Genomic DNA, 23,250 nt, shown 5'->3' with positions numbered 1-23,250 from the left:
CTGGTCGCAGGGGTTAGGAAAGTTTGGGCGGGGGAGAAGTTGCAAAAAGGAGTGTGGCGGTGAAAACTATAGGACGTTAGTTATTGGCTGAGCCACACCAAAAGGAGAATCATCGTGTCAGTTGACCAGCAGATTTCTGAGTATTACGACAAGCTGCTCAAGCGCAACGCCGGTGAACCAGAATTTCACCAGGCGGTGTCGGAAGTACTCGACTCGCTGAAGATCGTCCTCGGCAAGGACCCGCACTACGCCGATTACGGTCTCGTTGATCGTCTCTGCGAGCCGGAGCGTCAGATCATCTTCCGTGTCCCGTGGACCGATGATGAGGGCCAAATCCAGGTCAACCGTGGTTTCCGCGTCCAGTTCAATTCCGCTCTTGGTCCGTACAAGGGCGGTCTGCGTTTCCACCCGTCGGTGAACCTGGGCATCATCAAGTTCCTAGGCTTTGAGCAGATCTTTAAGAACTCGCTGACTGGCCTGCCTATCGGTGGCGGCAAGGGTGGCTCCGACTTCGACCCGAAGGGCAAGTCCGACCGCGAGGTCATGCGTTTCTGCCAGTCCTTTATGACTGAGCTGCATCGCCACATCGGTGAGTACCGCGACGTTCCGGCCGGTGACATCGGTGTCGGTGCCCGCGAGGTCGGCTACCTGTTCGGCCAGTACCGTCGCCTGTCCAACCAGCACGAGTCCGGTGTCCTGACCGGTAAGGGCCTAAGCTGGGGCGGTTCCCTGGTGCGCACCGAGGCCACCGGCTACGGCCTGGTCTACCTGACCCAGGAGATGCTCAAGACCCACAACGAGTCCCTGGATGGCGCCAAGGTTATCGTCTCTGGCTCCGGCAACGTGGCCACCTATGCTGCGCAGAAGGTCCAGCAGTTCGGCGGCACCGTCGTGGCCATGTCTGACTCCTCCGGCTACATCACGACCCCGAACGGTGTGGACCTGGAGCTGCTGCGCGACATCAAGGAAAACCGTCGCGAGCGCATTCACGTCTACGCCGAAGAGTGCGACGGCGTGGAGTTCGTCGAGCGCGGCAACATCTGGGAAGTCCCGGCCGACGTCGCACTGCCGTGTGCCACCCAGAACGAGCTCGATGGCGATTCCGCGAAGCTGCTGGCCGACAACGGCGTGCGCTACGTCGCTGAGGGTGCGAACATGCCCTGCACCCCGGAAGCCATCCACTTCTTCCAGGATTCCAAGATCAACTTCGCACCGGGCAAGGCTGCGAACGCTGGTGGCGTGGCAACCTCCGCGCTGGAGATGCAGCAGAACGCCTCCCGTGACTCCTGGTCCTTCGACTACACCGATGAGCGTCTGCACGCGATTATGTCCAACATCTTCAAGAACGTGGAGAAGACCGCCAAGGAATACGACCGCGAAGGCGACTACGTTGCCGGCGCAAATATCGCAGGCTTCAAGAAGGTTGCTGACGCGATGCTCGCCCAGGGTGTCATCTAAGCCTTAAAACGCTTAACCGTAACCGTCGATTTCCCCGGGGATGAACTAGGTTTCGTCCCCGGATTTCGCGGTTTTACAGCGCCTACCGCGTGGGAGACGAAACGCAGGTGGCTCGTCGTTTAACCTCAGTGGCATGTACCGCGTTTTTGAATCCTTAGATGAACTAGTCCGCCACTTAGAGCAGGGTTACTCGGTCCCGATGACCTCCAACTGCATGGTGCCGCGCAACGAGATGCTCGCGCTTCTCGATGACCTGCGCAACGCCCTGCCCGTCGAAATCGACGACGCCCAAGACGTTCTAGACAACAAGGATGAAATCATTCGCGGGGCAGAAGAGCGCGCCTCCCAGACAGTCAACGATGCCACCGCGGAAGCCGATGGCATCATGTCCCGCGCGCAGGCTGATTCCGACGACATGCTTAACGATGCCCAGCACCGCGCCACCACCATGGTTGCCCAGGCTGAGGACGAGGCTAACTCTCTCGTCGAAGGTGCCCGCGCCGAGGCTGAGCGCATTGTCGCTAAGGGTAATTCCGAATACGAGCGCTCGGTCAACGAAGGCCGCGCCGAGCAGGAGCGCCTGGTCAGCGAATCTGAGGTCGTACGCCGCGCCAACGACGAAGCACACCGCATCGTCGAAAGCGCCCACAGCGAATCCAACCGTCTGCGCACCGAGTGCGACGAGTTCGTCGACAACAAGCTTGGCGAGTTCGAATCTTCTCTGTCGGGTCTGCTGCGCACCGTCAACTCCGACCGTGCAGCCCTGCGCCGCGGTGCAGGTGTGCGTTCCCCTCGCAGCGAAGGCTACGAGCGCGGTGCCGACCAGGGCGACTACGATTCCGAGCGCCGGTACGAGCGCCCACAGCGCAGCGAACGCCGCTACGAACGCTAATTCCCGCTAGGTGCGGGAACGCGTAGCCCGCTCGGATTGGATGGTCAAAAACGCGGCTATCCCCGCAGTCACTAGGGCCGGTAGTGCGAATGCTGGCCACAGCCCCAACAGATTGATGCGCAGCTGATCGAGTAGTTGCGTATCGATGGTGGGGGAGAGGCCAAGGCGCATCGCTAAGTATGCGCTGCTAGAGCCCAGCATCAGACCCGCAGCGGAGAGGAATACTGCGGAAATGCATTCGCGCGCACCCCAGGTCAGCTGTGCGGCAGCAATGCCAAAGCCCAGTGCACCGACGATGATCTTGGTTTCGTAAGTGAGCAGCGGTTGCGCCAGACCCACGCCGACCACAATGCCCACGGCCAGTGACCAGCCCACCACATGGCGCAAGCGGTACCCGGATTCGCCATAAAATCCCTGGTGGCGCGTGCCGACGATATGGTGGCACAACAGCCCAATGAGGCACAGCACCACAATCGGTAGGGCGCAGTAGGTGACAAACCCCTGGGCGGCTTCCTGCAAAGCCATAGTCTGTGCGTCATCCATGCCTAAAGCCTAGAGACGCAACGCTTTCCAATGTCGCCCAAATTGGCCTTTCACGTCGAGCTATGCTGAAGAATTCAGCCTGTGTTCAGCGAAGGTGAAACAGCCCCGGGCCACGGGGTAGGCTGGTATGCGCTATGACATCACCTTTGAAGTTTAATGTGGCCGAGCTGCTGCGTGCCCAGGGCACGGAAGCAATGCCGGAGCAGCGTACCCAGACCGGTCCGGCCCCAGAGCGCATCGGCGTGGAAATGATTGCCGTGCCGAAAGGCTCCGAACTAAACGTTGAGGCAACCTTGACCCCGCTGGGTTCGGGCGTTCTTGTCGATGCCGACATTACCGGCACCCTCGAAGGCGAATGCGCCCGCTGCCTCAAGCCGTTGGCCCCACCGCTGGACCTGCACGTATCCCAGGTTTTTGCCGCTGATGAGGACTTTGTCAGTGGCGATGCAGCCGACCCGGAAGATGAGGGCTCAGGCGATGAGGTGCCAGAAATCGTCGACGATGAACTCGACCTGCTGCAGTCGGTCATCGATGAAGCAGGACTGAACCTGCCTTTTGCGCCGACCTGCGAAGGCGAGTGCGACATCGAAACCCCCGAAGGCGTCAATGCTGGTGTCTCCGGTGAGGAAGAAGATAAAGTCGACCCCCGTTGGGCAGGTCTGGAGAAGTTCCTATGAGCCGGCGCAAAAAGCTCACCGGCGAAGAAGCACTCAATGCTGCCTTCAACGCCATTGACCATAAGCCTTTGCTTAAGCAGCTAGGCATCGAGCTTGACGACGAGCACCTTTGCCTCGCCCTAACCCATCGTTCCTTTGCCAACGAAAACGGGCACCTGCCGAACAACGAGCGCCTGGAGTTTCTGGGCGATGCCGTGCTGGGCCTGTCCATCGCGGCGAAGCTCTACGAGCAGTACCCGTCGCGCCCGGAGTCGGATATTTCCAAGATGCGCGCCTCGATTGTCTCGCGCTACGGGCTTGCCGATGTCGCCCGCGAAATCGAACTCGGTCAGCACATCCTGCTGGGCAAGGGCGAACAATCCACCGGTGGTCGCGACAAGGAATCCATCCTCGCCGATACCACCGAGGCACTACTGGGCGCGATTTACCGCCAGCACGGATTTGAGCCTGCCCGCGAGGTCATCCTGCGTCTGTTTGCTAAGAAAATCGACAACGCTACCGTTTCTGGTCGCCACCTCGATTGGAAGACCACGCTGCAGGAGCGTTGCGCGGAACTGAAGGCCGCGATGCCCTCCTATAGCGCGACCTCGACTGGCCCGGAACACGACCAGACGTTTACCGCTGTGGCCAAGGTCGCCGGCCTGACCGTCGGCACCGGTGTCGGCCACAACAAGAAGCTGGCCGAACAGCAAGCAGCGCGCGAGGCCTGCCAAGTACTGCAGGAAACCCCGCTGCTTGTCCAAGGCACTGCCGGTTCTGAACTCTAATGCCGGAGCTGCCTGAAGTAGAGGTGGTCCGGCGCGGCGTCGATAAGCACCTGCGCGGGCGCACCTTCGAATCCGTCGACGTGCGCCATCCGCGCGCCAATAGGGGACAAGAAGCCCCACTGGATCAGCTGCTGCGTGGGCGCACCATCGCCAAGGTTGCCCGCCGCGGCAAGTTCATGTGGCTGGAATTCGCCGACGAAGACCTCACCGACCCGGGCCGCGACGTGCTCTTTGTGCACCTCGGCATGTCCGGGCAGATGCGCGTCGGTGAGCAAAACTCTAAACACGTCCGCATCGTCGCCACATTTGACGATGGCACCGAAGTCTCCTTTATCGACCAGCGCACCTTCGGCTACTGGTTGCTTGCGCCTTGGCTAAAAATTGCGCACATCGCGGTCGATCCGCTCGAGTCCGGCTTCGACTTAGTGGCCACCGCACGCGCTTTGCGACGTAAAAAGACCGCCGTGAAAACCGCCCTCCTCGACCAAACCGTCGTATCGGGAGTAGGTAATATTTACGCCGACGAAAGCTTGTGGGCAGCCCAGATCAAACCCACCAAGCGCGCCTCGACGCTGTTGCAGCGCGACGCCGTCGCCCTGTTGGAGGCGGCCGCAGCTGTCATGGAGCGTGCCCTGGAAGTCGGCGGTACCAGCTTTGATGAGCTCTACGTCAACGTCAATGGCGAGTCCGGCTACTTCGCGCGCAGCCTCAACGCCTACGGCCAAGCCGGCCAGCCTTGTCCACGCTGTGGGACAGAGATCGAACGCATCGTGCTAGGCGGACGTTCGACGCATTATTGCCCCCATTGTCAGTGAGTTAATTAACAACTGGGCCAATTCACGATAGGTTATTTCGCATGGATGTGATCGAGAACCTCGTGACTACAGGAAACGACTTCCTGTGGACCTATATTTTGCCTATTGTGCTCGTTGGCGCGGGCCTCTTTTTTGGTTTCCGCACCGTAGTTGTCCAGCTGCGCATGGTGCCGGACATGTTCAAAGCCGTCGTCGAACGCCCCAAGGGTGTCGGCCGCGACGAAGATGAAGACTACGGCGGAATCTCCGCGTTCAAGGCCTTTACTATTTCTGCAGCCTCCCGCGTGGGTACCGGTAACATCGCCGGTGTCGCGGTGGCGATTTCTGTTGGTGGTCCCGGTGCAGTGTTCTGGATGTGGATCATCGCCATCTTGGGTGGTGCGACCTCGTTCGTGGAGTCCACCTTGGCACAGCTGTGGAAGGTCCGCGACGGCGATGCCTACCGCGGCGGCCCGGCCTACTACATGAAGCGCGGTCTGAAGTGGACCCCGCTGAGCATTGCGTTTTCTATCGCTTTAGTGTTTACCTTCGGCCTGGTCTACAACGCATTCCAGACCAACGCAATTGCCGATGCCGTCTCCTTCTCCTTCGACCAGGATTCCTGGACCTTCCGCGCAATCATCGGTGCTGTCATCGCCGTGGCTTCCGGCTTCATCATCTTCGGTGGCGTCCAGCGCATCGCGAACATCACCCAGATCGTCGTGCCATTTATGGCCGGTGCCTACCTGCTGGTCGGTGCCTTTGTCGTCATCACCAACTTCGATCGCGTCCCGGACATGGTCTCCAGCATCGTCGGCCACGCACTCGGCTTTAAGGAAATCGCTGGTGCCACCATCGGCTCGGCCATGATGCTGGGTATCCAGCGTGGCCTGTTCTCCAACGAGGCCGGCGAGGGTTCTGCACCAAACGCCGCCGCGACCGCGACCGTGTCCCACCCGGTCAAGCAGGGCCTGGTCCAGACCCTCGGCGTCTACTTCGACACCCTGGTCGTCTGTACCATTACCGCCTTTATCATCCTGCTCGGCCAGGACGTCGTCTACGGCCAGGAAGCCGAAGGCGTTCCGTTGACCCAGGCCGCATTGGCCTCCGAGGTCGGCGATTGGGGCATCCACTTCGTCAGCTTCATCTTGTTCTTCCTGGCGTTTTCGTCCATCTTGGGCAACTACTACCTGGCCGAGTCCAACGTGGAATACCTCAGCGGCAGCAAGACCGTGCTCAACATCTTCCGTTGCGCAGTGCTCTTCTTCGTCTGGTTCGGCGCCGTGGGCTCCCTGCCGCTGGTCTTCGCACTGGCCGATACCGGTGCTGCCACCATGGTGCTGCTCAACGTTGCGGCCATCGTCCCGCTATCCGGTGTTGCCATTAAGCTGTTGAAGAACTACTCCCAACAGCGCGCTAACGGCGTCGACCCGGTCTTCCACCGCGATATGCTCCCTGAGCTCGACAACGTCGAGTGCTGGGACGGTTCTGACCCAGTCACCCGCCGCAGCGCCGAAGACCGCCAGACCCTGCGCGACCAGGATTAAGGAAGACCCCATGGCTGATACCCGCATGACCGCTTTTGTCCACGGCACCGTCCAAGGCGTTGGCTTTCGCTGGTGGACCCGTTCCCGCGCACTCGAGCTCGGCCTCGCAGGACACGCCACCAACCTGCGCGATGGCCGCGTCCAGGTCGTTGCCGAAGGCACGCAGGAGGATTGCGAGAAACTGCTCGAACTACTGAAAGAACAGCCGTCGACCACGAAGCGCCCCGGCGAGGTCACCACGGTCGTCGAGCAGTGGGCGAAGCCTAAAGGGGAAACCGATTTCGTTGAGCGCTGATTGCTAGAATTGCACGAATGCATCTGAAATCGCTTACGCTCAAAGGCTTTAAATCCTTCGCGTCCGCGACGTCGCTCAAGTTCGAGCCCGGCATCTGTGCTGTGGTGGGCCCTAATGGCTCGGGCAAATCCAACGTCGTGGACGCTTTGGCGTGGGTGATGGGCGAGGGCAGCGCCAAGACGCTGCGCGGCGGCAAGATGCAAGACGTCATCTTCGCCGGTGCAGGTGACCGTAAGGCCTTAGGCCGCGCAGAGGTCACTTTGAGCATCGATAACTCCGATGGCGCGCTGCCCATTGAGTACTCCGAGGTCTCAGTTACTCGCCGCATGTACCGCGACGGTGCCAGTGAGTACGAAATCAACGGCGCCAAGGCCCGCCTCATGGACGTCCAGGAGCTGCTGTCGGATTCCGGTATCGGCCGCGAAATGCACATCATCGTCGGCCAGGGCAAGCTCGCTGAGATTCTCGAGTCCCGGCCTGAGGACCGCCGCGCCTACATCGAAGAAGCAGCCGGCGTGCTCAAACACCGCCGCCGCAAGGAAAAGGCCCAGCGCAAGCTCAACGGCATGCAGGCCAACTTAGATCGCCTCCAGGATCTCACCGATGAGCTCGGCAAACAGCTCAAACCTTTGGCCCGGCAGGCTGAGGCCGCCCAGCGCGCCGCCACCGTCCAGGCTGACCTGCGCGACGCCCGCCTGCGCCTGGCAGGTGACCAAATCCTTAGGCTCAAGCAGAAGCTTAACGATGCCCACTCCAATCTCACCCGCTTGAAACTCCAGGTGGAAGAACTTGCCGAACAAGTAGAGGAAGCCACCGAGCAGCAATCCGAGATTGAAGCCCAACTCGCCGAAATCGAACCGCAAGCCGAGGCGGCCCAAAAGCTCTGGTTCGACCTGTCGACTTTGAGCGAGCGCATCTCCGCCACCCAGCGCATCGCCGCCGAACGCGCCGCCAACGCTGGATCCCAGGTCGCCTATGCCGGCCAAGACCCCGACGATCTTGAAGCACGCGCGAACATCGCCGACGAAGAATACTCCGAGCTGCTCGAACAAGCCGAAGAGGCCGCCGCCAACCTGGAGATGATCCGCGAGGAAGTCGCCGAATACCGCGCGGCCTACGAAGAAGCCGAACACGAGCACATGGCCCAACTGCGCGCCATTGCCGATCGCCGCGAAGGCGTCGTGCGCATCATCGCCGCCGAAGAATCGCTGGCTGGCCAAGTCACCTCCGCCGAGGAAGAACTCGCACGCCAGGAAGAAACCCTCGCCTCGACCAAGGAGCGCACCCGATCTGCTGCCGCTGAGGTCAAGGAGGTTGCTGAGAAACTCGACAACTTCGCCACCGAACGCGAACCGCTGGAGGAAGCCCACGTGCGCGCCGCCAGCGAATCCGGTGCTGCCGACAAGCGCCTCGACCAACTGCGCGATGCCCAGCGCGAACGCGAAAGGGCAGTGTATACCCTGCGCTCGCGCATCGACACGCTTGCCCAAACCCTGCCCGACAAGCTCGAACTTGGCGATGCCTTCCACCCCCTCACCGACTACCTCAGCACCGAGCAGGGCACCGCACTCGCCGCAGCACTTGGCAGCTTCTCCGAAGCCCAAGCAGGCCAGGTCGGCGCAGACATCATCGACTCCATCGCCACATCTGAGCGCACCGTGCTTATCGATGCCGCCAGCACCCCCACCTCCAATTGGCGCCTCGACGCAACCTTGCCCTCTGGCACCAGCTGGCTACTCGACAACGTCGACCTCAAACCCGAAGTCGCTGCAGCGCTGACCCGCCTGCTTGCCGATGTCGTCCTCGTCCCCAACTACGCCACCGCCCGCAGCGTCATTGCCGACGACCCGCGCCTGCGTGCTGTGACCGAAGACGGCATCTTGGTCGGTGAAGGATGGGTCGAGGTTGGCACTGGGGCATCGTCAAGCGTGGAGGTCAGCGCCAAAGTTGCCGAAGCCGAAGAAGAACTGGCCAGCGCTACCCACGAACTGGAAGAACTCTCCGGCACGCTTGAAGGCGCCAAGCTGGCCGCGGAAGATGCCCGCGTGACCGCCGCATCCGCCAAAGCCGCCCTGCGCGAACACGACGCGGAAGTCGAGGCCTGGCAACGCGATCACCGCCGCCTCGAACAACAGCACGCGGCCAATAAAAAGGAACACGAAAAAGTCGCCGCCCGCGCCACTGACCTAGAAGCCAAGCTCGCGGATCTGCGCACCCAACTTGCCGATGCCCGTGACCGACTCGCCCGCGTCGACACCGACGAACAACCCGACGAGCCATCCTCTGCCCAGCGCGACGCCGCCAACGCCGCCTTGGAAAGCGCCAAGGAACGCGAAATGGAAGCCCAGCTCGCCGCCCGCAGCGCCCAAGACCGCGCCGCCCAGGTCGCCGGCAAAGGTGACGCCTTGCGCCGCCAAGCCCAGCACGAACGCCAGGCCAAAGCCCGCCACGAACAGGCCATGGCACGCCGGCGTGCCCAGGCGGAGCTAGCCCGGGCTGTCGACAAGCATGCCCAGGACTTAGCCGCCCGCACAGCCGATGCCCTCGACCGTGCGACCGCCCAGCGCGATAGCCTGCTCGAACAGCGCAGCACCGCCACCACCCAGCTGCAGACCGCTAAGCAGGCCCTGTCCGCGGTGCGCCAGCAGTTCGATCGCCAGCAAGCCAGCCTGCACGAAGCAGACATCACCGCTTCCCAGGCCCAGGTCCGCGTCGATGAGGCCGAAGCCAAGGTCGTCGAACAGCTCGGCATCGCCATCCCGGACCTCCTGCGCGACTACGCCCCAGCCGAGGACTTCGACCGCAAAGCCGAAAAGGCCCGCCTTAACCAGGCCGAAAAGGATCTGAACTCCCTGGGCAAGGTCAACCCGCTGGCACTGGAGGAGTACAAAGCACTCGAAGAGCGCTATTCTTTCTTATCCACCCAGCTCGACGACGTCATCCAAGCCCGCAAGGATCTCATCGGCGTTATCGAAGACGTCGACGCCCAAATCCTGCAACTGTTCACCGATGCCTGGCACGACGTCGAAGCCGAATTCCCCAAAGTCTTCCAAACCCTCTTCCCAGGTGGCGAGGGACGCCTTATCCTTACCGAACCCGATTCGATGCTCACCACCGGCATCGAGGTCGAAGCCCGCCCACCGGGCAAGAAGGTCAAGCGCCTGTCCTTGCTTTCTGGTGGTGAGAAATCCCTGACCGCACTGGCGATGCTCGTGGCCATCTTCCGCGCCCGGCCTTCGCCCTTCTACGTCATGGACGAGGTCGAAGCAGCTTTGGACGATGTCAACCTCCGCCGCCTTATCGCCCTCTTCGAAGAACTGCGCAAAGACTCGCAGCTTATCGTCATCACGCACCAAAAGCCCACCATGGACGTGGCCAACGTGCTCTACGGTGTGACCATGCGCGGCGACGGCATTACCCGCGTGATCTCCCAGCGCATGAACCGCGCCGGTGCCGCCCCGGGGTCGGAGCAAGCAGCTGCCGATGCCACCCGCTTGGGCGTCGACGCGCCCGCACGCGACTAAGGTGTGCTTGCCCGCGGCAATGCTGGCACTATAGAAGGCATGAATTCTACTGTTGTGATTGGCATTGTTATTGCCGTCGTGGTCATCCTGGCCATCATCTTGTTGGTGGTGCTGGGCAAGAAGCGCGGCGAGTCCAAGCAAGTTTCTTTTGAAAAGAAGGAAGAGCCCAAAGAGCTCACCCGCGAGGAGAAGTCCGGCAACTACCAAGCAAAGTCCGGCTTCAACTTCGCCGCAGCCGGCAGCGACAAAGAAAAGGTCCCCGCCGACCAGCCAAAGCAGACAGACAAGCCTGCCGATGCCCCCAAGCAAGCCCCGCCTAGCGATGGCCCCCGCGATGCCACCGCAGTAGCCAACGCTCAGCTCTCCGGCCAGGACCCCGCCGACGTTCCAGCTGCCAAGCAGCAGGAGGAAACCGATAAACCGGTTTCCGAGGAGCCCAAGGCCGACAAGTCGGACGCACCGATCGCCCCGCAGTCCCCGGACCAGCTCAACGCTGACAAGCCAGCTTCCGAGGAGTCGGAAGCCCCGGAAGCTCCGCAGTCTGTCGACCAGATCAAGGCCGAAGAGCCTAAGGTCACCGAGCCCAAGACCGAGGCACCGAAGGCTGAAGAGCTCAAGACCGAGGAACCAAAGGTAGAAGAGACCGAGGTCGACGAGCCTAAGGTTGAAGAGCCTAAGGCTGACGACTCCGACAAGCACCCGGGCAGCGTCGCTGCAGCCGGTACCGCAGCCGCAGGTGCTGTTGCCGGTGGTGCCGCAGCTGCTGCGTCTTCTGATCAGGCTCCGGACGACACGATCGAAGACGAGACGGTCGACGACAACAAGGTCGCCGACGAAGTAGGGGAGAGCCCTGCAGCAGGCGACACTCCGGCGGATCCGGCGGAAGACTCCCCGCTGTTTGATGAGGTCGTCGACGACCACGATGCTGATGAGGTCGAAGACCGCATCGCAGATAATGAGGAAGAAGTACAAGAGGCTGCGGCTGCTGCGGAGGCGCAGGCCAGCTCGGCTGAGGCAGCGCTCGAGCAGACCCCGGTTCCGGAAGGTGAGCCGGAGCCGCAGAAAAAGCCGACTGAGGATATTGCACCGGCAGGTGGCCGTCTGGGTCGTCTGCGTGGTCGACTGTCTCGTTCCCAAAACGCTATCGGCCAGGGCCTGATGGGCATTTTGTCCGCAGGTGACCTCGACGAGGACGCCTGGGAGGAAATCGAAGACACGCTGATCATGGCTGACTTGGGCACCAAGTCGACCATGAAGGTCACCGATGCGCTGCGCGACAAGATCGCCGAGCGCGGTGTGGAAAGCGAAGAGCAGGCCCGCGCGATGCTGCGCGAGGCACTCATCGAGGCCGCACAGCCAGAGATGGATCGTTCCATTAAGGCCATGCCTAACGATGGCAAGCCGGCCATCGTCATGGTCGTCGGCGTCAACGGCACCGGCAAGACCACCACGACCGGCAAACTGGCCCGTGTGCTGGTGTCCATGGGCCACCGCGTCTTGCTGGGTGCAGCGGATACCTTCCGTGCGGCCGCCGCGGACCAGCTCGAGACCTGGGGTCGCCGTGTCGGCGCGGATACCATCCGTGGCAAGGAAGGCGCAGACCCGGCATCGGTGGCCTTCGATGCCGTGGCAGCAGGTGTCGAGCAGCAGGTCGACGTCGTCCTGGTCGATACCGCAGGCCGCCTGCACACCTCGGTCGACTTGATGGATCAGCTGGGCAAGGTCAAGCGCGTGGTCGAAAAGAAGACTGCCGTCGACGAGGTCCTGCTCGTCTTGGATGCCACCGTCGGCCAGAACGGTCTGGCCCAGGCACGTATCTTCCGCGAGGTCGTCGACATCACCGGTGTCGTACTGACCAAGCTGGATGGCACCGCCAAGGGCGGCATCGTCTTCCAGGTCCAAGAAGAACTCGGCGTGCCGGTCAAGCTGGTGGGCCTAGGCGAGGGCGCAGACGACCTCGCACCTTTCGAGGTAGAAAGCTTTGTGGATGCGCTGCTGGGGGAGAGTAAGTAGGCATCGGAAAGCATAGGCTCCTCATCACCTGGTGTGGTGGGGAGCCTTTTTGTGCGGTGGCTAACAAAAGGGGGAAGACTGCGGGGGTAAACGGGCAGGGCAGGGGCGAAAAGGTTGAGAAACCCCTTAGAGGCAGCGGAATAAGTGGATATCGGCCTATTGGGCTGAGCACTAGCCGTAGATTGCCAGGGTATTGGCTGTATTAGGTCTTGTAGGTCATACATTTAGATGTGCTTAGACCTTAGTCACAGTGCTAGTCTAAAAAAGCTGTACTGAGCGCGAATGCGCATAGTGATCTGACCATAATTGTGAGGCTAGTTTCCTGTGACACTTCTTTATGTTGTCCTCCTCGCAGCTGCGGCAGTAGTACTGTCACCAATTTCAGTCAAAGTCTTAGACCGCAAGGCCGGCTGGCCTCTAGCCGGCCTCTTTGTTATTGGTGCGGTATTACTCGTGCGGCAATTCCCCGTGCTGAACGCGGGGGAGGAGCTGAATTATCACGCGGTATGGGTGCGCGATTTCGTAGCGCCCGGTATGGACGTAAGTTTCTCGCTGCGCGGTGACGCGCTGAGCATCTTCTTTGCCATGCTGGCGCTGGTCATGGGTGCTGTGGTGTTTATCTACTCGGCGGCATATCTGCCAAAGAACCAGGGAAACACCAGTTTCTACACCATCATGACCGCCTTCACCATGTCTATCTTGCTTCTGGTGCTGGCTGACGATGTCGTCGTGCTCTTCCTGGCTTGGGAGCTGGTCTCCCTGGCATCGTTTATGCTCATTGCGCGCTCCGGTTCGGGCGGCGAGGCCGGCTCCCAGCGCACCTTGATTTTGACCTTCATTGGTGGTCTGACCCTGCTCACCGCACTGGCGATTGCCGCCACGTTTGCAGGCACGACCAACCTGGAGGCCATCCTTGCTTCGGATATTTGGTCGCAGGAGCCTGGCTTGACGATGGCCGTCGCCGTCCTCATCGCCGTCTCTGCGTTTACCAAGTCCGCACAGTTCCCATTCCACTTCTGGCTGCCGGAAGCAATGGCGGCAGCCACCCCGGTCTCGGCCTTCCTGCACGCAGCAGCCGTGGTTAAGGCTGGTATCTACCTGCTGGTGCGCTTTACGACGATCTTCCACGACGTCGCGGTCTGGAATTGGTTGCTCATTGTCGTCGGTATGGGTACTGCGCTGATGTCGGCTATCTTTGCGGTCCAAAAGACCGACCTGAAGAAGCTGACCGCGTACTCCACCGTGTCCCACCTGGGTTGGATTGTTGCCACCATCGGTGTGGGCACGCCTTTTGCTATCGCCGCAGCACTCTTCCACACCCTGGCGCACGCGCTGTTTAAGTCCTCGCTGTTTATGCTCATCGGCGTTATCGACCACGAGGCTGGCTCGCGCGATATCCGCCGCCTGGGCGTGCTGTGGAACAAGATGCCGTGGACGTTTGGCTCCGTCGTCATTGGTGCTGCCTCCATGGCTGCCGTTCCGCCGCTGCTGGGCTTTGTCTCCAAGGAAGGCATGCTCACCGCCTTCCAAGACGCCCCGATTGGTGGCGCAGGTCAGATCATCTTGCTGATTGCAGCAGGCATCGGCGCCGTGTTCACCTTTACTTACTCCGCCAAGATCGTCTTCGGTGCCTTCTTGGACGGCAAGCGCGACATGTCCGGCGTGCACGAGGCCCCGGTTTCGCTGTGGCTGCCAGCCGCCCTGCCGGGTGTCATGTCCTTGCCGCTGGTCTTTTTCCTGGGCATCTTCGACCGCCCGATGGACCTGGCCACCGCCGCAGTCGGCCTGGATCACGAGTCTCACCTGGCCCTGTGGCACGGCATTAACGTTCCGTTGATTATCTCCGTTGCCGTGCTTATCGTCGGCATCCTTGGTGTCGTGGCGCGCAAGAAGATTTGGCCGGCCATGGAGTCCCGCGACCTTCTGCCGCGCAACGGCAACCAGCTGCTGCACAGCCTGCAGGAAGGCTGCACCGCAATGGGGCGATTCGTCGGCAAGATGTCCGATACCCACAACCCATCGCGCCTGCTGCTGCCGATTGTCCTGTTGGTCATTGCGTTGGCCGCTGCAACATTGCTTTCCGATGGCCTCGACGGCGTCGCCATCCCAGACCGCATCGAAGGCCTGGACAACCCGTGGGACATCCTCCCGCTGGGCATTATCACCCTGTCGATGATCGGCCTGGTGCGCACCCAGAACCGCCTGACCGGTGCAGTGCTGATCGGTACCGCCGGTGTCGGCGTGACCCTGCAGATGTTCCTGCTGGGCGCACCGGACGTGGCACTGACCCAGTTCATGGTCGAGGCCCTGGCTGTCATCGTGATGATGATGGTGCTGCGCTACCTGCCAGAAACCTTCCACCCGGTTCAGTCCGCAGTGCGCAAGAACGGCTCCATCGTGGTCGCCGTGCTGGCCGGTGTGGCCGCCTTCCTGGGTGTGTGGACCATGATTGGCCGCCGCGACCGCTCCGAGCTGGCCGAGTGGTACCTGGACACCGCACCAGATATCACCGGCGGCGATAACGTCGTGGCCACCATCATCGTTGAGTTCCGTGCACTCGATACCTTGGGCGAGCTCTCCGTGCTGGGTATGGCCGCTGTCGTTATCGCAGCGGTCACCACCACGCTGCCGCGCTTCCCGTTTGCTTCTGGTACCCGCCCGGCACCGTTTGGTCAGTCGCAGCTGAACTCTGTGCCGCTGCGCAAGGCGATCAACATCGCCATCCCGTTCCTGATCATCATGTCCGTCATCATCTTCTACCGCGGACACCAGGAATCCGGCGGCGGCTTCCCGGCCGCACTGATCATGGGTGCAGCTATCGGCTTGACCTACCTCTCGCGCGGTTCGGACGAAATCGTCTTCGGCCGCATGACCCCGATTCACCTGACCGGCCTGGGCATTATCATCGCCCTGCTGGCTGGCTTCGTCGGCTACTGGAGCCACGGCTTCGGCAACGGCGGCTTCCTGACCGCCATCCACTGGGAGGCCATCGGTCAGCACTGGTCCACCTCGCTGATTTTCGACCTCGGTATCTACCTCGCGGTGCTGGGCATGCTCACTATGGCCATCAATGCCCTGGGCGGTTACCTGCGACCCGGTACCGAACGCGACTACCTGCCGTGGGTCCACGGCGTGGATTCCTCGCTGCCGACCACCCCGCAGGCCACCGTCGACGATGCGGCCGACCCGTATCCGGAACCCATCAACCCCTCGTCGGATCCCTTAGCCCTGCTCAATAGCAGCGAGGCCAAAACCAAGCGTGAGGCCCCGCGTGCGACCGGACGAAAGGGTGAGAGCTAAAACATGTTTCTTGCACTAACCATCGGCATCCTTATCGGTTCCGCCGTCTACCTCATCCAACAGCGCGGTCTGGTGCGCATCGTGTTGGGCATGATGGCCTTTGGTCACGGCGCCAACCTGACCCTGCTGGCTACCGGCGTGTACTCCTACCGCGGCGAGGCCTTCCCCTCGGTCAACGACGCATCCGAGATGGCCGACCCGCTGCCGCAGGCATTCGTCCTGACCGCCGTGGTTATCGCCATGGCAACCTCGACCATCCTGCTGACACTGGCTGCTATGGGGCCTAACGATGACACCGACGTTGTCGAGCCTGTCGACGACAACACCGTCGACCACGCCTTTTCCACCCTGGGCCGCGACGCCCAGAACCGCCATATCCGCCAGCGCTCCGAGGACCAGCTGGACCACATCAAGCGCATCGAGGGCAAGAAGTCGGCCGCGCATACTGAGGAAGGGGAGAAGTAAATGCAGTCTGTCGTTGAACAACTCCTTCCGCTGTTCGCCGGTGTCCCGCTGGTCGCAGCGGCCCTGGCCCTGCTTGCTCCGTGGCGCGCAGTTCGCGATGCCATCATGCTCATCATCCCGGGCGCAGGCATTTTCGCCTCCCTGGCGCTGATGATCTACACCATCGAACACGGCGTGGTCGCCCACACCGTCGGTGGCTACCTGGGCAACGTCGGTATCCCGTTTGTGGCCGATACCTTCTCCGCCTTAATGCTGATCACCACGATGATCGTGGCCTTTGGCGCGAACTGGTTCGCCATCGTCGGTGGCGAGACGAAATCGCGCTACTACGCCTCGCTGACGCTGATTCTTATCACCGGTGTCTGCGGTGCACTGCTCACAGCCGACCTCTTTAACTTCTTCGTGTTCATCGAGGTCATGCTGCTGCCGTCCTACGGCCTTATCACCATGTCCGGTACCTGGTCCCGCCTGGCTGCCGGTCGTGCCTTCGTGCTGGTGAATCTGTTCGCCTCCACGCTGCTGGTGGTCGGTGTCGGCTACATGTACTCCGTGGCAGGCGCAGTGAACATCGCCGCCCTGCAGGGTATTGCCGCCGGTAACGGCCCGGGCACTGTCGCCGCAGGCCTGATTGTTATCGCGATTGCCGCCAAGGCCGGTGTCTTCCCGGTCCAGTCCTGGCTGCCGCGCACCTACCCGGGCACCTCGGCTGCCGTGATGGGCCTGTTCTCCGGCCTGCACACCAAGGTCGCGGTGTACATGCTCTACCGCATCTACGTCCACCTCTTCGACATGGACACCCGCTGGGGCGTGCTGATCATCATCACGATGATCCTCTCCATGGTCGTTGGTGCCTTCGGTGGGCTGGCTGAAAACTCCATCCGCCGCGTGCTCGGCTACCAGATGCTCAACGGCATGCCGTTTATCCTGGTCATGCTCGCCTTTACTGGCGATGACCCGCAGCGCGCCCTGGCAGCCGGCATCCTGTACACCATCCACCACATGCTCACCGTCGGCTCGCTCATTCTGGCCTCCGGTGCCATCGAAGAAACCTACGGCACCGGCCGCCTGGCCAAGCTTTCCGGTCTGGCACGGCGCGACCCGATCATCGCCTGGATTTTTGCCGCCGGCGCCTTCTCCGTCGTGGGCTTCCCGCCATTTTCCGGCATGTGGGGCAAGGTCATGATGGTCTTCGAAATCGCGCGAACTGGTTCCGGCTGGGCCTGGGTGGTCATCGCGTTTATCGTCATTGCCTCCTTCGCTGCCTTCCTCGCCATGCTGCGTGTGTGGCGCGAAGTCTTCTGGGGCAAGCCACTGCCGGCCAACAAGGTCCCGGACGAGCTGATCATCCGCAAGAAGCTCATGGCCCCATCGGCGGCACTGATTATGGGCTCGCTGCTGATGTTCTTCATCGCCGGCCCCGTTATCGACATCACGCTCACCGCCTCGGCTGACCTGCTGGATACCGGCGCGTACGCTGACGCAGTGCTTGGCGATGACCCCGTCGCCGTCCCCGACGTCAACTCCATCCAGGAGGGCCGTTAAATGCATTACATCACCTACGCACTCTGGCTGATTAAAGAAATCTACGTCGCAGGTTTCGGCTTGGCTTTCTCCGCGTTCAAAAAAGACCCGGAGTACAATCCCGTTATCCTGCGCTACCCGCTGCGCGTGAACACGGCGTGGGAAATCTTCTGGTTTACCTCGTCGATCACCGCCACCCCTGGCACGCTGTCGCTGGGCCTGCGCGAACCTCCGCGCGAAGGCCTGCCGCGCATCGTGATCGTCCAGGCCGCCCAGGGCTCTGACCCGGCATCCGTCATGGAAGACCTCGCCGATATGGAAGAGCGCTTGGCACCGAAGGTCAAGGGCATCGACTATGGCGTGCCAGGCCAAGGCGACTACGACGAGCTGGACGAGGCCTTCTACGAGTACCCACTCGAGACCGTCGGCCGCCAGATCCGCGCACCCGAAATCGCACAGCAGGAAGATACCGCGCTGAACGCAGACGAGGTCGCCAAACCTAGGCCCGCGCTGCGCAAGCAGCCGCGCAGCAAGGACAAGGAGTAAACGCCATGTTAGATTTCGGCACTATGACCCCTTTTGGCTGGATCGTCTTCGTCTGTGTGTTCATCATGGGCGCAGCCGCCATGTCTGGCCTGCTGCTGGCCTTGCGCACCCGCGACGAACTCACCCGCACGGTGATGTCGGACGTGGTCTTCTACGGCATGATCTGTATGTATCTGACCTGGTCGGTCACCAACGCCGCGCCGATGTCCTGGGACATCGCACTGCTGGCCGCAATTGCCTGCGGTGTGCTTCCGACCTTCTCCATGGCGCGCATCATCTCGAAGGGCAGGCGATAACAATGGCTATCTACGAAATCGTAGCCGCAGTACTCATTGTCATTGCAACATTCTTGGTCGTTGCCACCGCAGTATCGGTCTGGCGCGCCCCGGACGCATTGACCCGAGTCAACCTGCTAGGCCCGACCATCGGCCTGGCCGTCCCGCTGCTTCTGTTGGCAAAGATCATCGTCGAATACGGCGCCGAGGGCTTTTCCTTCGGCCCGCTCTGGCGCATCATCGTTGCCTGCCTGGGCGTCTGGATCATCGGCTCGGTCGGCTCGTTCTACATGGGCCGTTCCATCTACGGTGTGACAGTCACCGACGTCAAGCATGCTCGCCGCGATCGCGAACACGGTGCGTCTGTCATCTCCGACCCGGATGCGAACTAAGCAATACTATGGGTTAAAAAGATTTAACTTGGACGCGAATACAAGCAAAGGGAAACGAACATGAAGCTGATTACCGCCGTCGTCAAGCCTTTCACCCTGCCGGAGGTCCGCGAGGCCCTCGAGCAGCAGGAGGTCTTCGGCTTGACCGTGACCGAAATCCAGGGCTTTGGTCAGCAGCGCGGCCACAGCGAGGTCTACCGCGGTGCCGAATACGCCACCGATTTCGTGCCTAAGGTCAAACTCGAAATCCTCTCGACCGACGAGCGCGCCGAAGAAATCATCTCCGCAGTCGTCGAAGCTGCCTACACCGGCAAGATCGGCGATGGCAAGATTTGGGTCAGCCCCGTCGAAGATGTCATCCGAGTCCGCACCGGCGAGCGTGGCGAAACCGCTATCTAGCACGTGACTAGCCCCGCTGAGATTAGGGCCGCCTCCTATGAGGCGGCCCTTGCCGTTATCCACCAACTCGACCTTCCACCCGGCACCGCGCTAGCCGCCACCGGCTCTTTTGCCCGCCGGGAGATGACCCCGCGCTCCGACCTCGACCTCATCCTGCTCCACGGCGCTGATACGGAGCTCGACCCCGAACTGGTCTCCAACCTTTGGTACCCGGTCTGGGAGGCGAAGTACCACCTCGACTACGCCGTGCGCACCCCGCAAGAATGCGCCGCGATCGCCGAACAGGACGCCTCCGCCGGATTCGCCCAGCTCGACTTAGGCTATGTCGCCGGAAGCAAAAAGCTTGTCGATGTCGCCCGCGCCCAACTGCTTGCCGCCTGGCGCCGCCAACTCCAGCGCAGCTTCGACAGCTTCATCGACACCGCCATTGCCCGCTGGCGCCGCTCCGGCGCCGTGGCAACCATGACCAACCCAGATCTCAAGAACGGCCGCGGTGGCCTGCGCGATATCCAACTCCTCCGCGCGCTGTCGCTGGGCAACCTCTGCGACAACCCGGACTTATCCGAGCAAAAGAACCTGCTTCTCGATGTCCGCACCCTTCTCCACGTCCAAGCCCGGCGCCACCGCGACACTCTTGACCCCGAATTCGCCGCCGACATCGCCCACGATCTAGGCTTTGCCGACCGCTACGAACTCAACGCCGAACTGGTCCGTGCTGCCACGGCCATCGATAGGGCGCTGGAGCGCGGGCTGGCGGTGGCCCGAGGGGTCATCGGCAAGCGCAGCGTGACCGATACCCGCCGCCCCTTGGACGTCGATGTCGTCGATGCCGCCGGGCAGATTATGCTCTCGCGCAAACCCAACCTGGACGACCCCTGGTTGCTCACCCGCGTCGCCGCCGCTGCCGCGCGTACCGGTCGTCCCATCGCACCGGTGACCTGGGAGCAGCTCCAACAACTGCCCGACCCACCCGAGCGCTGGCCCAAGGCCGCCGTCGATGACTTCTACGCCGCCATCTCCTCGCCCGAGGACACCCCGCGTCTTATCCGCCAGCTCGACCAGTACGGGCTGTGGGAAAAACTCGTACCCGACTGGGCACACATCCGCGGCCTGCTCCCGCGCGAGCGCACCCACATTCATTCGGTCGACTCCCACACCATTGCCACCGTCGCTAGCTGCGCCCAGCAGCGCACCACCGTTGCCCGCCCCGACCTGCTGCTGCTTGCCGCGCTTTTCCACGACATCGGCAAGGGCTACAACCGCCCGCACGAACAGGTCGGCGCCGAGCTAGTCACCCGCCAAGCCGCGCGCATGCGTTTCGATGTCGCCGACCGCTCGCGCGTACAAACCATCGTTGCCGAGCACACCACGCTTGCCCGCCTGGCCGCGCGCATGGACCCGCGCAGCGACGAAGCCCGCGAAGCGCTTCTTGATGCCGCCCACTACGACCCACTGATTATCAACCTGTTGGCCGTCTTGGCCCGCTCCGATGCCGAATCCACCGGGCCTGGTGTCTGGACCACCCGCCTGGCTTCTGCCGTGGAAATCATGACCAGCCGCGCCCTGGAAGCCTTGCAGCCAGGCCCCGTCCTGCGACCCGTCGTCGGTGTCCCGCGCGATATCGATGGGGTAGGCCTGCGCGTGGACTGGGAAGAAGACCAACTTAGCGTGCTGTGGCGTGGAAACAGCCAAGCTGAGGCCGGGCCCGTCCTTGCCCTGATTGCCGCCCTGGGCTGGACCGTGGTGCGCTCGCGCATGGTCCGCGGCGACGACGGTGGCTTCGCCGCCGAATTCGACATCCGCACCGTGCAGCAAACGCTTGCCGATGCCGCCGACGAAGCCCGTTTCATCCAATCCTTTAAGTCCGGCACGTACTCGAGGTTGCCCGAGATTTCCTCGGAACCGACCACCGCGGAATTTCAGCACGGAGGCATCCTGGTCGTGCGCACCGTCGAACGCATCGGCGCACTCGGCCACCTGATTGCCGCACTGCCGGAGATGGACTGGATGAGCCACGAAATCATGGGCGCGACGATGATCGTTCATATCCAACTGCGCGGGCCGATAAACCGCGCCGCAGTGGTCGGAAATGTGACCGCAGCACTAGTCAACGACTAGGCTGAGATAGTTGAACTTAACTTATCTAATCCAAGGGGAGCGACGAAGTAGTGTTTGAGTCTCTATCAGACCGCCTGCAATCCGCCCTGTCTGGCTTGCGCGGAAAAGGCAAGCTGACCGAAGCCGACATTAACGCCACCGCGCGTGAAATCCGCCTGGCCCTGCTCGAAGCCGACGTCTCGCTGACCGTGGTGCGCGGCTTTATCAAGCGCATCAAGCAGCGGGCGGCCGGCGCTGAAGTTTCTGAGGCGTTGAACCCGGCCCAGCAGGTTATCAAGATCGTCAACGAGGAGCTCATCGACATCCTCGGTGGCGAAACCCGCCGAATCAACCTGGCCAAGAACCCGCCGACCGTCATCATGCTGGCTGGTCTGCAAGGTGCCGGTAAGACCACCCTGGCCGGCAAGCTGGCCAAGCACCTCGCCAAGCAGGGCCATACCCCAATGCTGGTCGCCTGTGACCTGCAGCGTCCAGGTGCGGTGCAGCAGCTGGAAATCGTCGGCAAGCGTGCCGACGTCACCACGTTTGCCCCAGACCCGGGCACCTCGCTGGATTCCCACGAGCACGAGATGGGCACCTCGCATGGTGACCCGGTGGCGGTGGCCCAGCAGGGTATCGAGGAAGCCAAGCGCAGCCAGCACGACGTGGTCATTATCGATACCGCAGGTCGCCTCGGTATTGACGAGACCCTGATGACCCAGGCGCGCAACATTCGCGATGCGGTCAACCCGGACGAGGTCTTCTTCGTCATCGACTCCATGATCGGCCAGGACGCCGTCCAGACCGCCGAGGCCTTCCGCGATGGCGTCGACTTCACCGGCGTCGTCCTGACCAAGCTGGATGGCGATGCCCGCGGTGGCGCCGCGCTGTCCATCCGTGAGGTCACCGGCAAGCCGATCATGTACGCCTCCTCTGGCGAGAAGCTCGAAGACTTCGATGTTTTCCACCCAGAGCGCATGGCCAGCCGCATCCTCGGCATGGGCGATATGCTCTCGCTCATCGAGCAGGCCGAGGCCACCTTAGATCAGGAAAAGGCCCAGGCTGCTGCCACCAAGATTTCTTCGGGCGAGATGACCCTGAATGACTTCTTGGATCAGATGCTGATGATCCGCAAGATGGGTCCTATCGGCAACCTTCTGAAGATGATGCCCGGCGGCAAGCAGATGAACGACATGGCCGCCATGGTCGACGAAAAGCAGCTCGACCGCATCCAGGCCATTATCCGCGGTATGACCCCTGCGGAGCGCGAGAACCCGAAGATTCTCAATGCTTCCCGACGCAAGCGCATCGCCAACGGCTCCGGCGTCACCGTCTCCGATGTCAACCAGCTCATCGAGCGCTTCAACGAAGCCAAGAAGATGATGTCCAAGATGGCCGGCCAATTCGGCATGGGTGGTGGCCGCAAGGCGACCAAGAAGAAGCCTAAAGGTCGCAAGGGCAAAAACGGCAAGCGCAAGAAGGGCAAGGGCCGCGGCGGTAACCGCGGACCACAAATGCCCGGCGGCGGCATGCCAGGTATGCCAGGAGGCATGCCGGGGATGCCAGGCGGTATGCCATCCATGGAAGATCTACAGAAGATGCAGCAGCAAATGGGCGGTGGCGGCGGAATGCCGGGCATGCCAGGCGGCATGAAGATGCCTCCGGGTATGGAGAACATCGACCTGGATAACCTGAACTTCGGTAAGGGTAAGAAGTAAAAACCCACGACGAGTAGCCGGCCAACA

At 61.9% G+C, this 23,250-nt stretch carries 19 protein-coding genes; 18 read left to right on the top strand and 1 reads right to left on the bottom strand.

From position 1 onward, the window contains the following. Window positions 1-114 precede the first annotated feature (114 nt). Window positions 115-1,458: an NADP-specific glutamate dehydrogenase gene (gene gdhA / locus UL81_RS07425; protein WP_035105127.1), complete on the top strand. Its 1,344-nt coding sequence runs from the start codon at window positions 115-117 to the stop codon at window positions 1,456-1,458. 133 nt (window positions 1,459-1,591) lie between these two features. Then, on the top strand, window positions 1,592-2,350 hold the full coding sequence (locus UL81_RS07420) for a DivIVA domain-containing protein (RefSeq protein ID WP_035105124.1): 759 nt from the start codon (window positions 1,592-1,594) through the stop codon (window positions 2,348-2,350). 6 nt (window positions 2,351-2,356) lie between these two features. Here UL81_RS07420 and UL81_RS07415 read toward each other — a convergent pair whose 3' ends face one another. Further along, window positions 2,357-2,893, bottom strand: a complete 537-nt coding sequence (locus tag UL81_RS07415; RefSeq protein WP_035105121.1) for a hypothetical protein — start codon at window positions 2,891-2,893, stop codon at window positions 2,357-2,359. A 134-nt stretch (window positions 2,894-3,027) separates the two neighbouring features. Here UL81_RS07415 and UL81_RS07410 point away from each other — a divergent pair, with 134 nt between their 5' ends. The 16 genes from UL81_RS07410 (at window position 3,028) to ffh (ending at window position 23,223) form a co-directional block, all read left to right on the top strand. Further along, window positions 3,028-3,570: a YceD family protein gene (locus tag UL81_RS07410; RefSeq protein WP_046453440.1), complete on the top strand. Its 543-nt coding sequence runs from the start codon at window positions 3,028-3,030 to the stop codon at window positions 3,568-3,570. Further along, window positions 3,567-4,337, top strand: a complete 771-nt coding sequence (gene rnc, locus UL81_RS07405; protein WP_035105118.1) for a ribonuclease III — start codon at window positions 3,567-3,569, stop codon at window positions 4,335-4,337. The genes UL81_RS07410 and rnc overlap by 4 nt, the downstream gene beginning before the upstream one ends. Continuing rightward, window positions 4,337-5,152: a bifunctional DNA-formamidopyrimidine glycosylase/DNA-(apurinic or apyrimidinic site) lyase gene (gene mutM, locus UL81_RS07400; RefSeq protein WP_035105115.1), complete on the top strand. Its 816-nt coding sequence runs from the start codon at window positions 4,337-4,339 to the stop codon at window positions 5,150-5,152. Before rnc ends, mutM begins: the two co-directional genes overlap by 1 nt. A 41-nt stretch (window positions 5,153-5,193) precedes the next feature. After that, complete coding sequence (locus UL81_RS07395; protein ID WP_035105113.1) at window positions 5,194-6,678, top strand: alanine/glycine:cation symporter family protein; 1,485 nt, start codon at window positions 5,194-5,196, stop codon at window positions 6,676-6,678. A gap of 10 nt (window positions 6,679-6,688) precedes the next feature. After that, window positions 6,689-6,973, top strand: a complete 285-nt coding sequence (locus UL81_RS07390) for an acylphosphatase (protein WP_035105111.1) — start codon at window positions 6,689-6,691, stop codon at window positions 6,971-6,973. Window positions 6,974-6,990: 17 nt separating this feature from the next. Next, a complete protein-coding gene (smc, locus tag UL81_RS07385) occupies window positions 6,991-10,497 on the top strand; it encodes a chromosome segregation protein SMC (RefSeq protein ID WP_035105108.1) in 3,507 nt (1,168 codons plus the stop codon). Between the two features lie 39 nt (window positions 10,498-10,536). After that, window positions 10,537-12,510: a signal recognition particle-docking protein FtsY gene (gene ftsY / locus UL81_RS07380; RefSeq protein ID WP_046453439.1), complete on the top strand. Its 1,974-nt coding sequence runs from the start codon at window positions 10,537-10,539 to the stop codon at window positions 12,508-12,510. Window positions 12,511-12,834: 324 nt separating this feature from the next. Further along, a complete protein-coding gene (locus tag UL81_RS07375; protein ID WP_035105105.1) occupies window positions 12,835-15,810 on the top strand; it encodes a DUF4040 family protein in 2,976 nt (991 codons plus the stop codon). 3 nt (window positions 15,811-15,813) lie between these two features. Then, window positions 15,814-16,275, top strand: coding sequence for a sodium:proton antiporter (locus UL81_RS07370; RefSeq protein ID WP_035105102.1), 462 nt, complete (start codon window positions 15,814-15,816; stop codon window positions 16,273-16,275). Beyond that, window positions 16,276-17,817 carry a monovalent cation/H+ antiporter subunit D family protein gene (locus UL81_RS07365; protein WP_046453438.1) on the top strand — a complete coding sequence of 514 codons (1,542 nt, stop codon included), beginning with the start codon at window positions 16,276-16,278 and terminating at the stop codon, window positions 17,815-17,817. Continuing rightward, the gene (locus UL81_RS07360) at window positions 17,818-18,342 is read left to right on the top strand and encodes a monovalent cation/H+ antiporter subunit E (RefSeq protein WP_035105099.1); all 525 of its coding nucleotides are present in this window, start codon (window positions 17,818-17,820) and stop codon (window positions 18,340-18,342) included. It abuts the gene before it with no gap. A gap of 5 nt (window positions 18,343-18,347) precedes the next feature. Further along, window positions 18,348-18,638: a cation:proton antiporter gene (locus UL81_RS07355; RefSeq protein ID WP_046453437.1), complete on the top strand. Its 291-nt coding sequence runs from the start codon at window positions 18,348-18,350 to the stop codon at window positions 18,636-18,638. Window positions 18,639-18,640: 2 nt separating this feature from the next. Then, window positions 18,641-19,009 (top strand): Na+/H+ antiporter subunit G, encoded by a 369-nt coding sequence (locus UL81_RS07350; protein WP_035105098.1) that lies wholly within the window; start codon window positions 18,641-18,643, stop codon window positions 19,007-19,009. 60 nt (window positions 19,010-19,069) lie between these two features. Next, complete coding sequence (locus UL81_RS07345; protein WP_035105096.1) at window positions 19,070-19,408, top strand: P-II family nitrogen regulator; 339 nt, start codon at window positions 19,070-19,072, stop codon at window positions 19,406-19,408. Window positions 19,409-19,411: 3 nt separating this feature from the next. After that, window positions 19,412-21,526, top strand: coding sequence for a [protein-PII] uridylyltransferase (locus UL81_RS07340; protein WP_035105094.1), 2,115 nt, complete (start codon window positions 19,412-19,414; stop codon window positions 21,524-21,526). Between the two features lie 50 nt (window positions 21,527-21,576). Next, window positions 21,577-23,223: a signal recognition particle protein gene (ffh, locus tag UL81_RS07335; protein WP_035105093.1), complete on the top strand. Its 1,647-nt coding sequence runs from the start codon at window positions 21,577-21,579 to the stop codon at window positions 23,221-23,223. The last annotated feature ends 27 nt before the right edge of the window (window positions 23,224-23,250 follow it).

Source organism: Corynebacterium camporealensis (assembly GCF_000980815.1).
Classification (GTDB): Bacteria; Actinomycetota; Actinomycetes; order Mycobacteriales; family Mycobacteriaceae; genus Corynebacterium; species Corynebacterium camporealense.
This window is presented reverse-complemented; position numbering and strand designations above follow the sequence as displayed.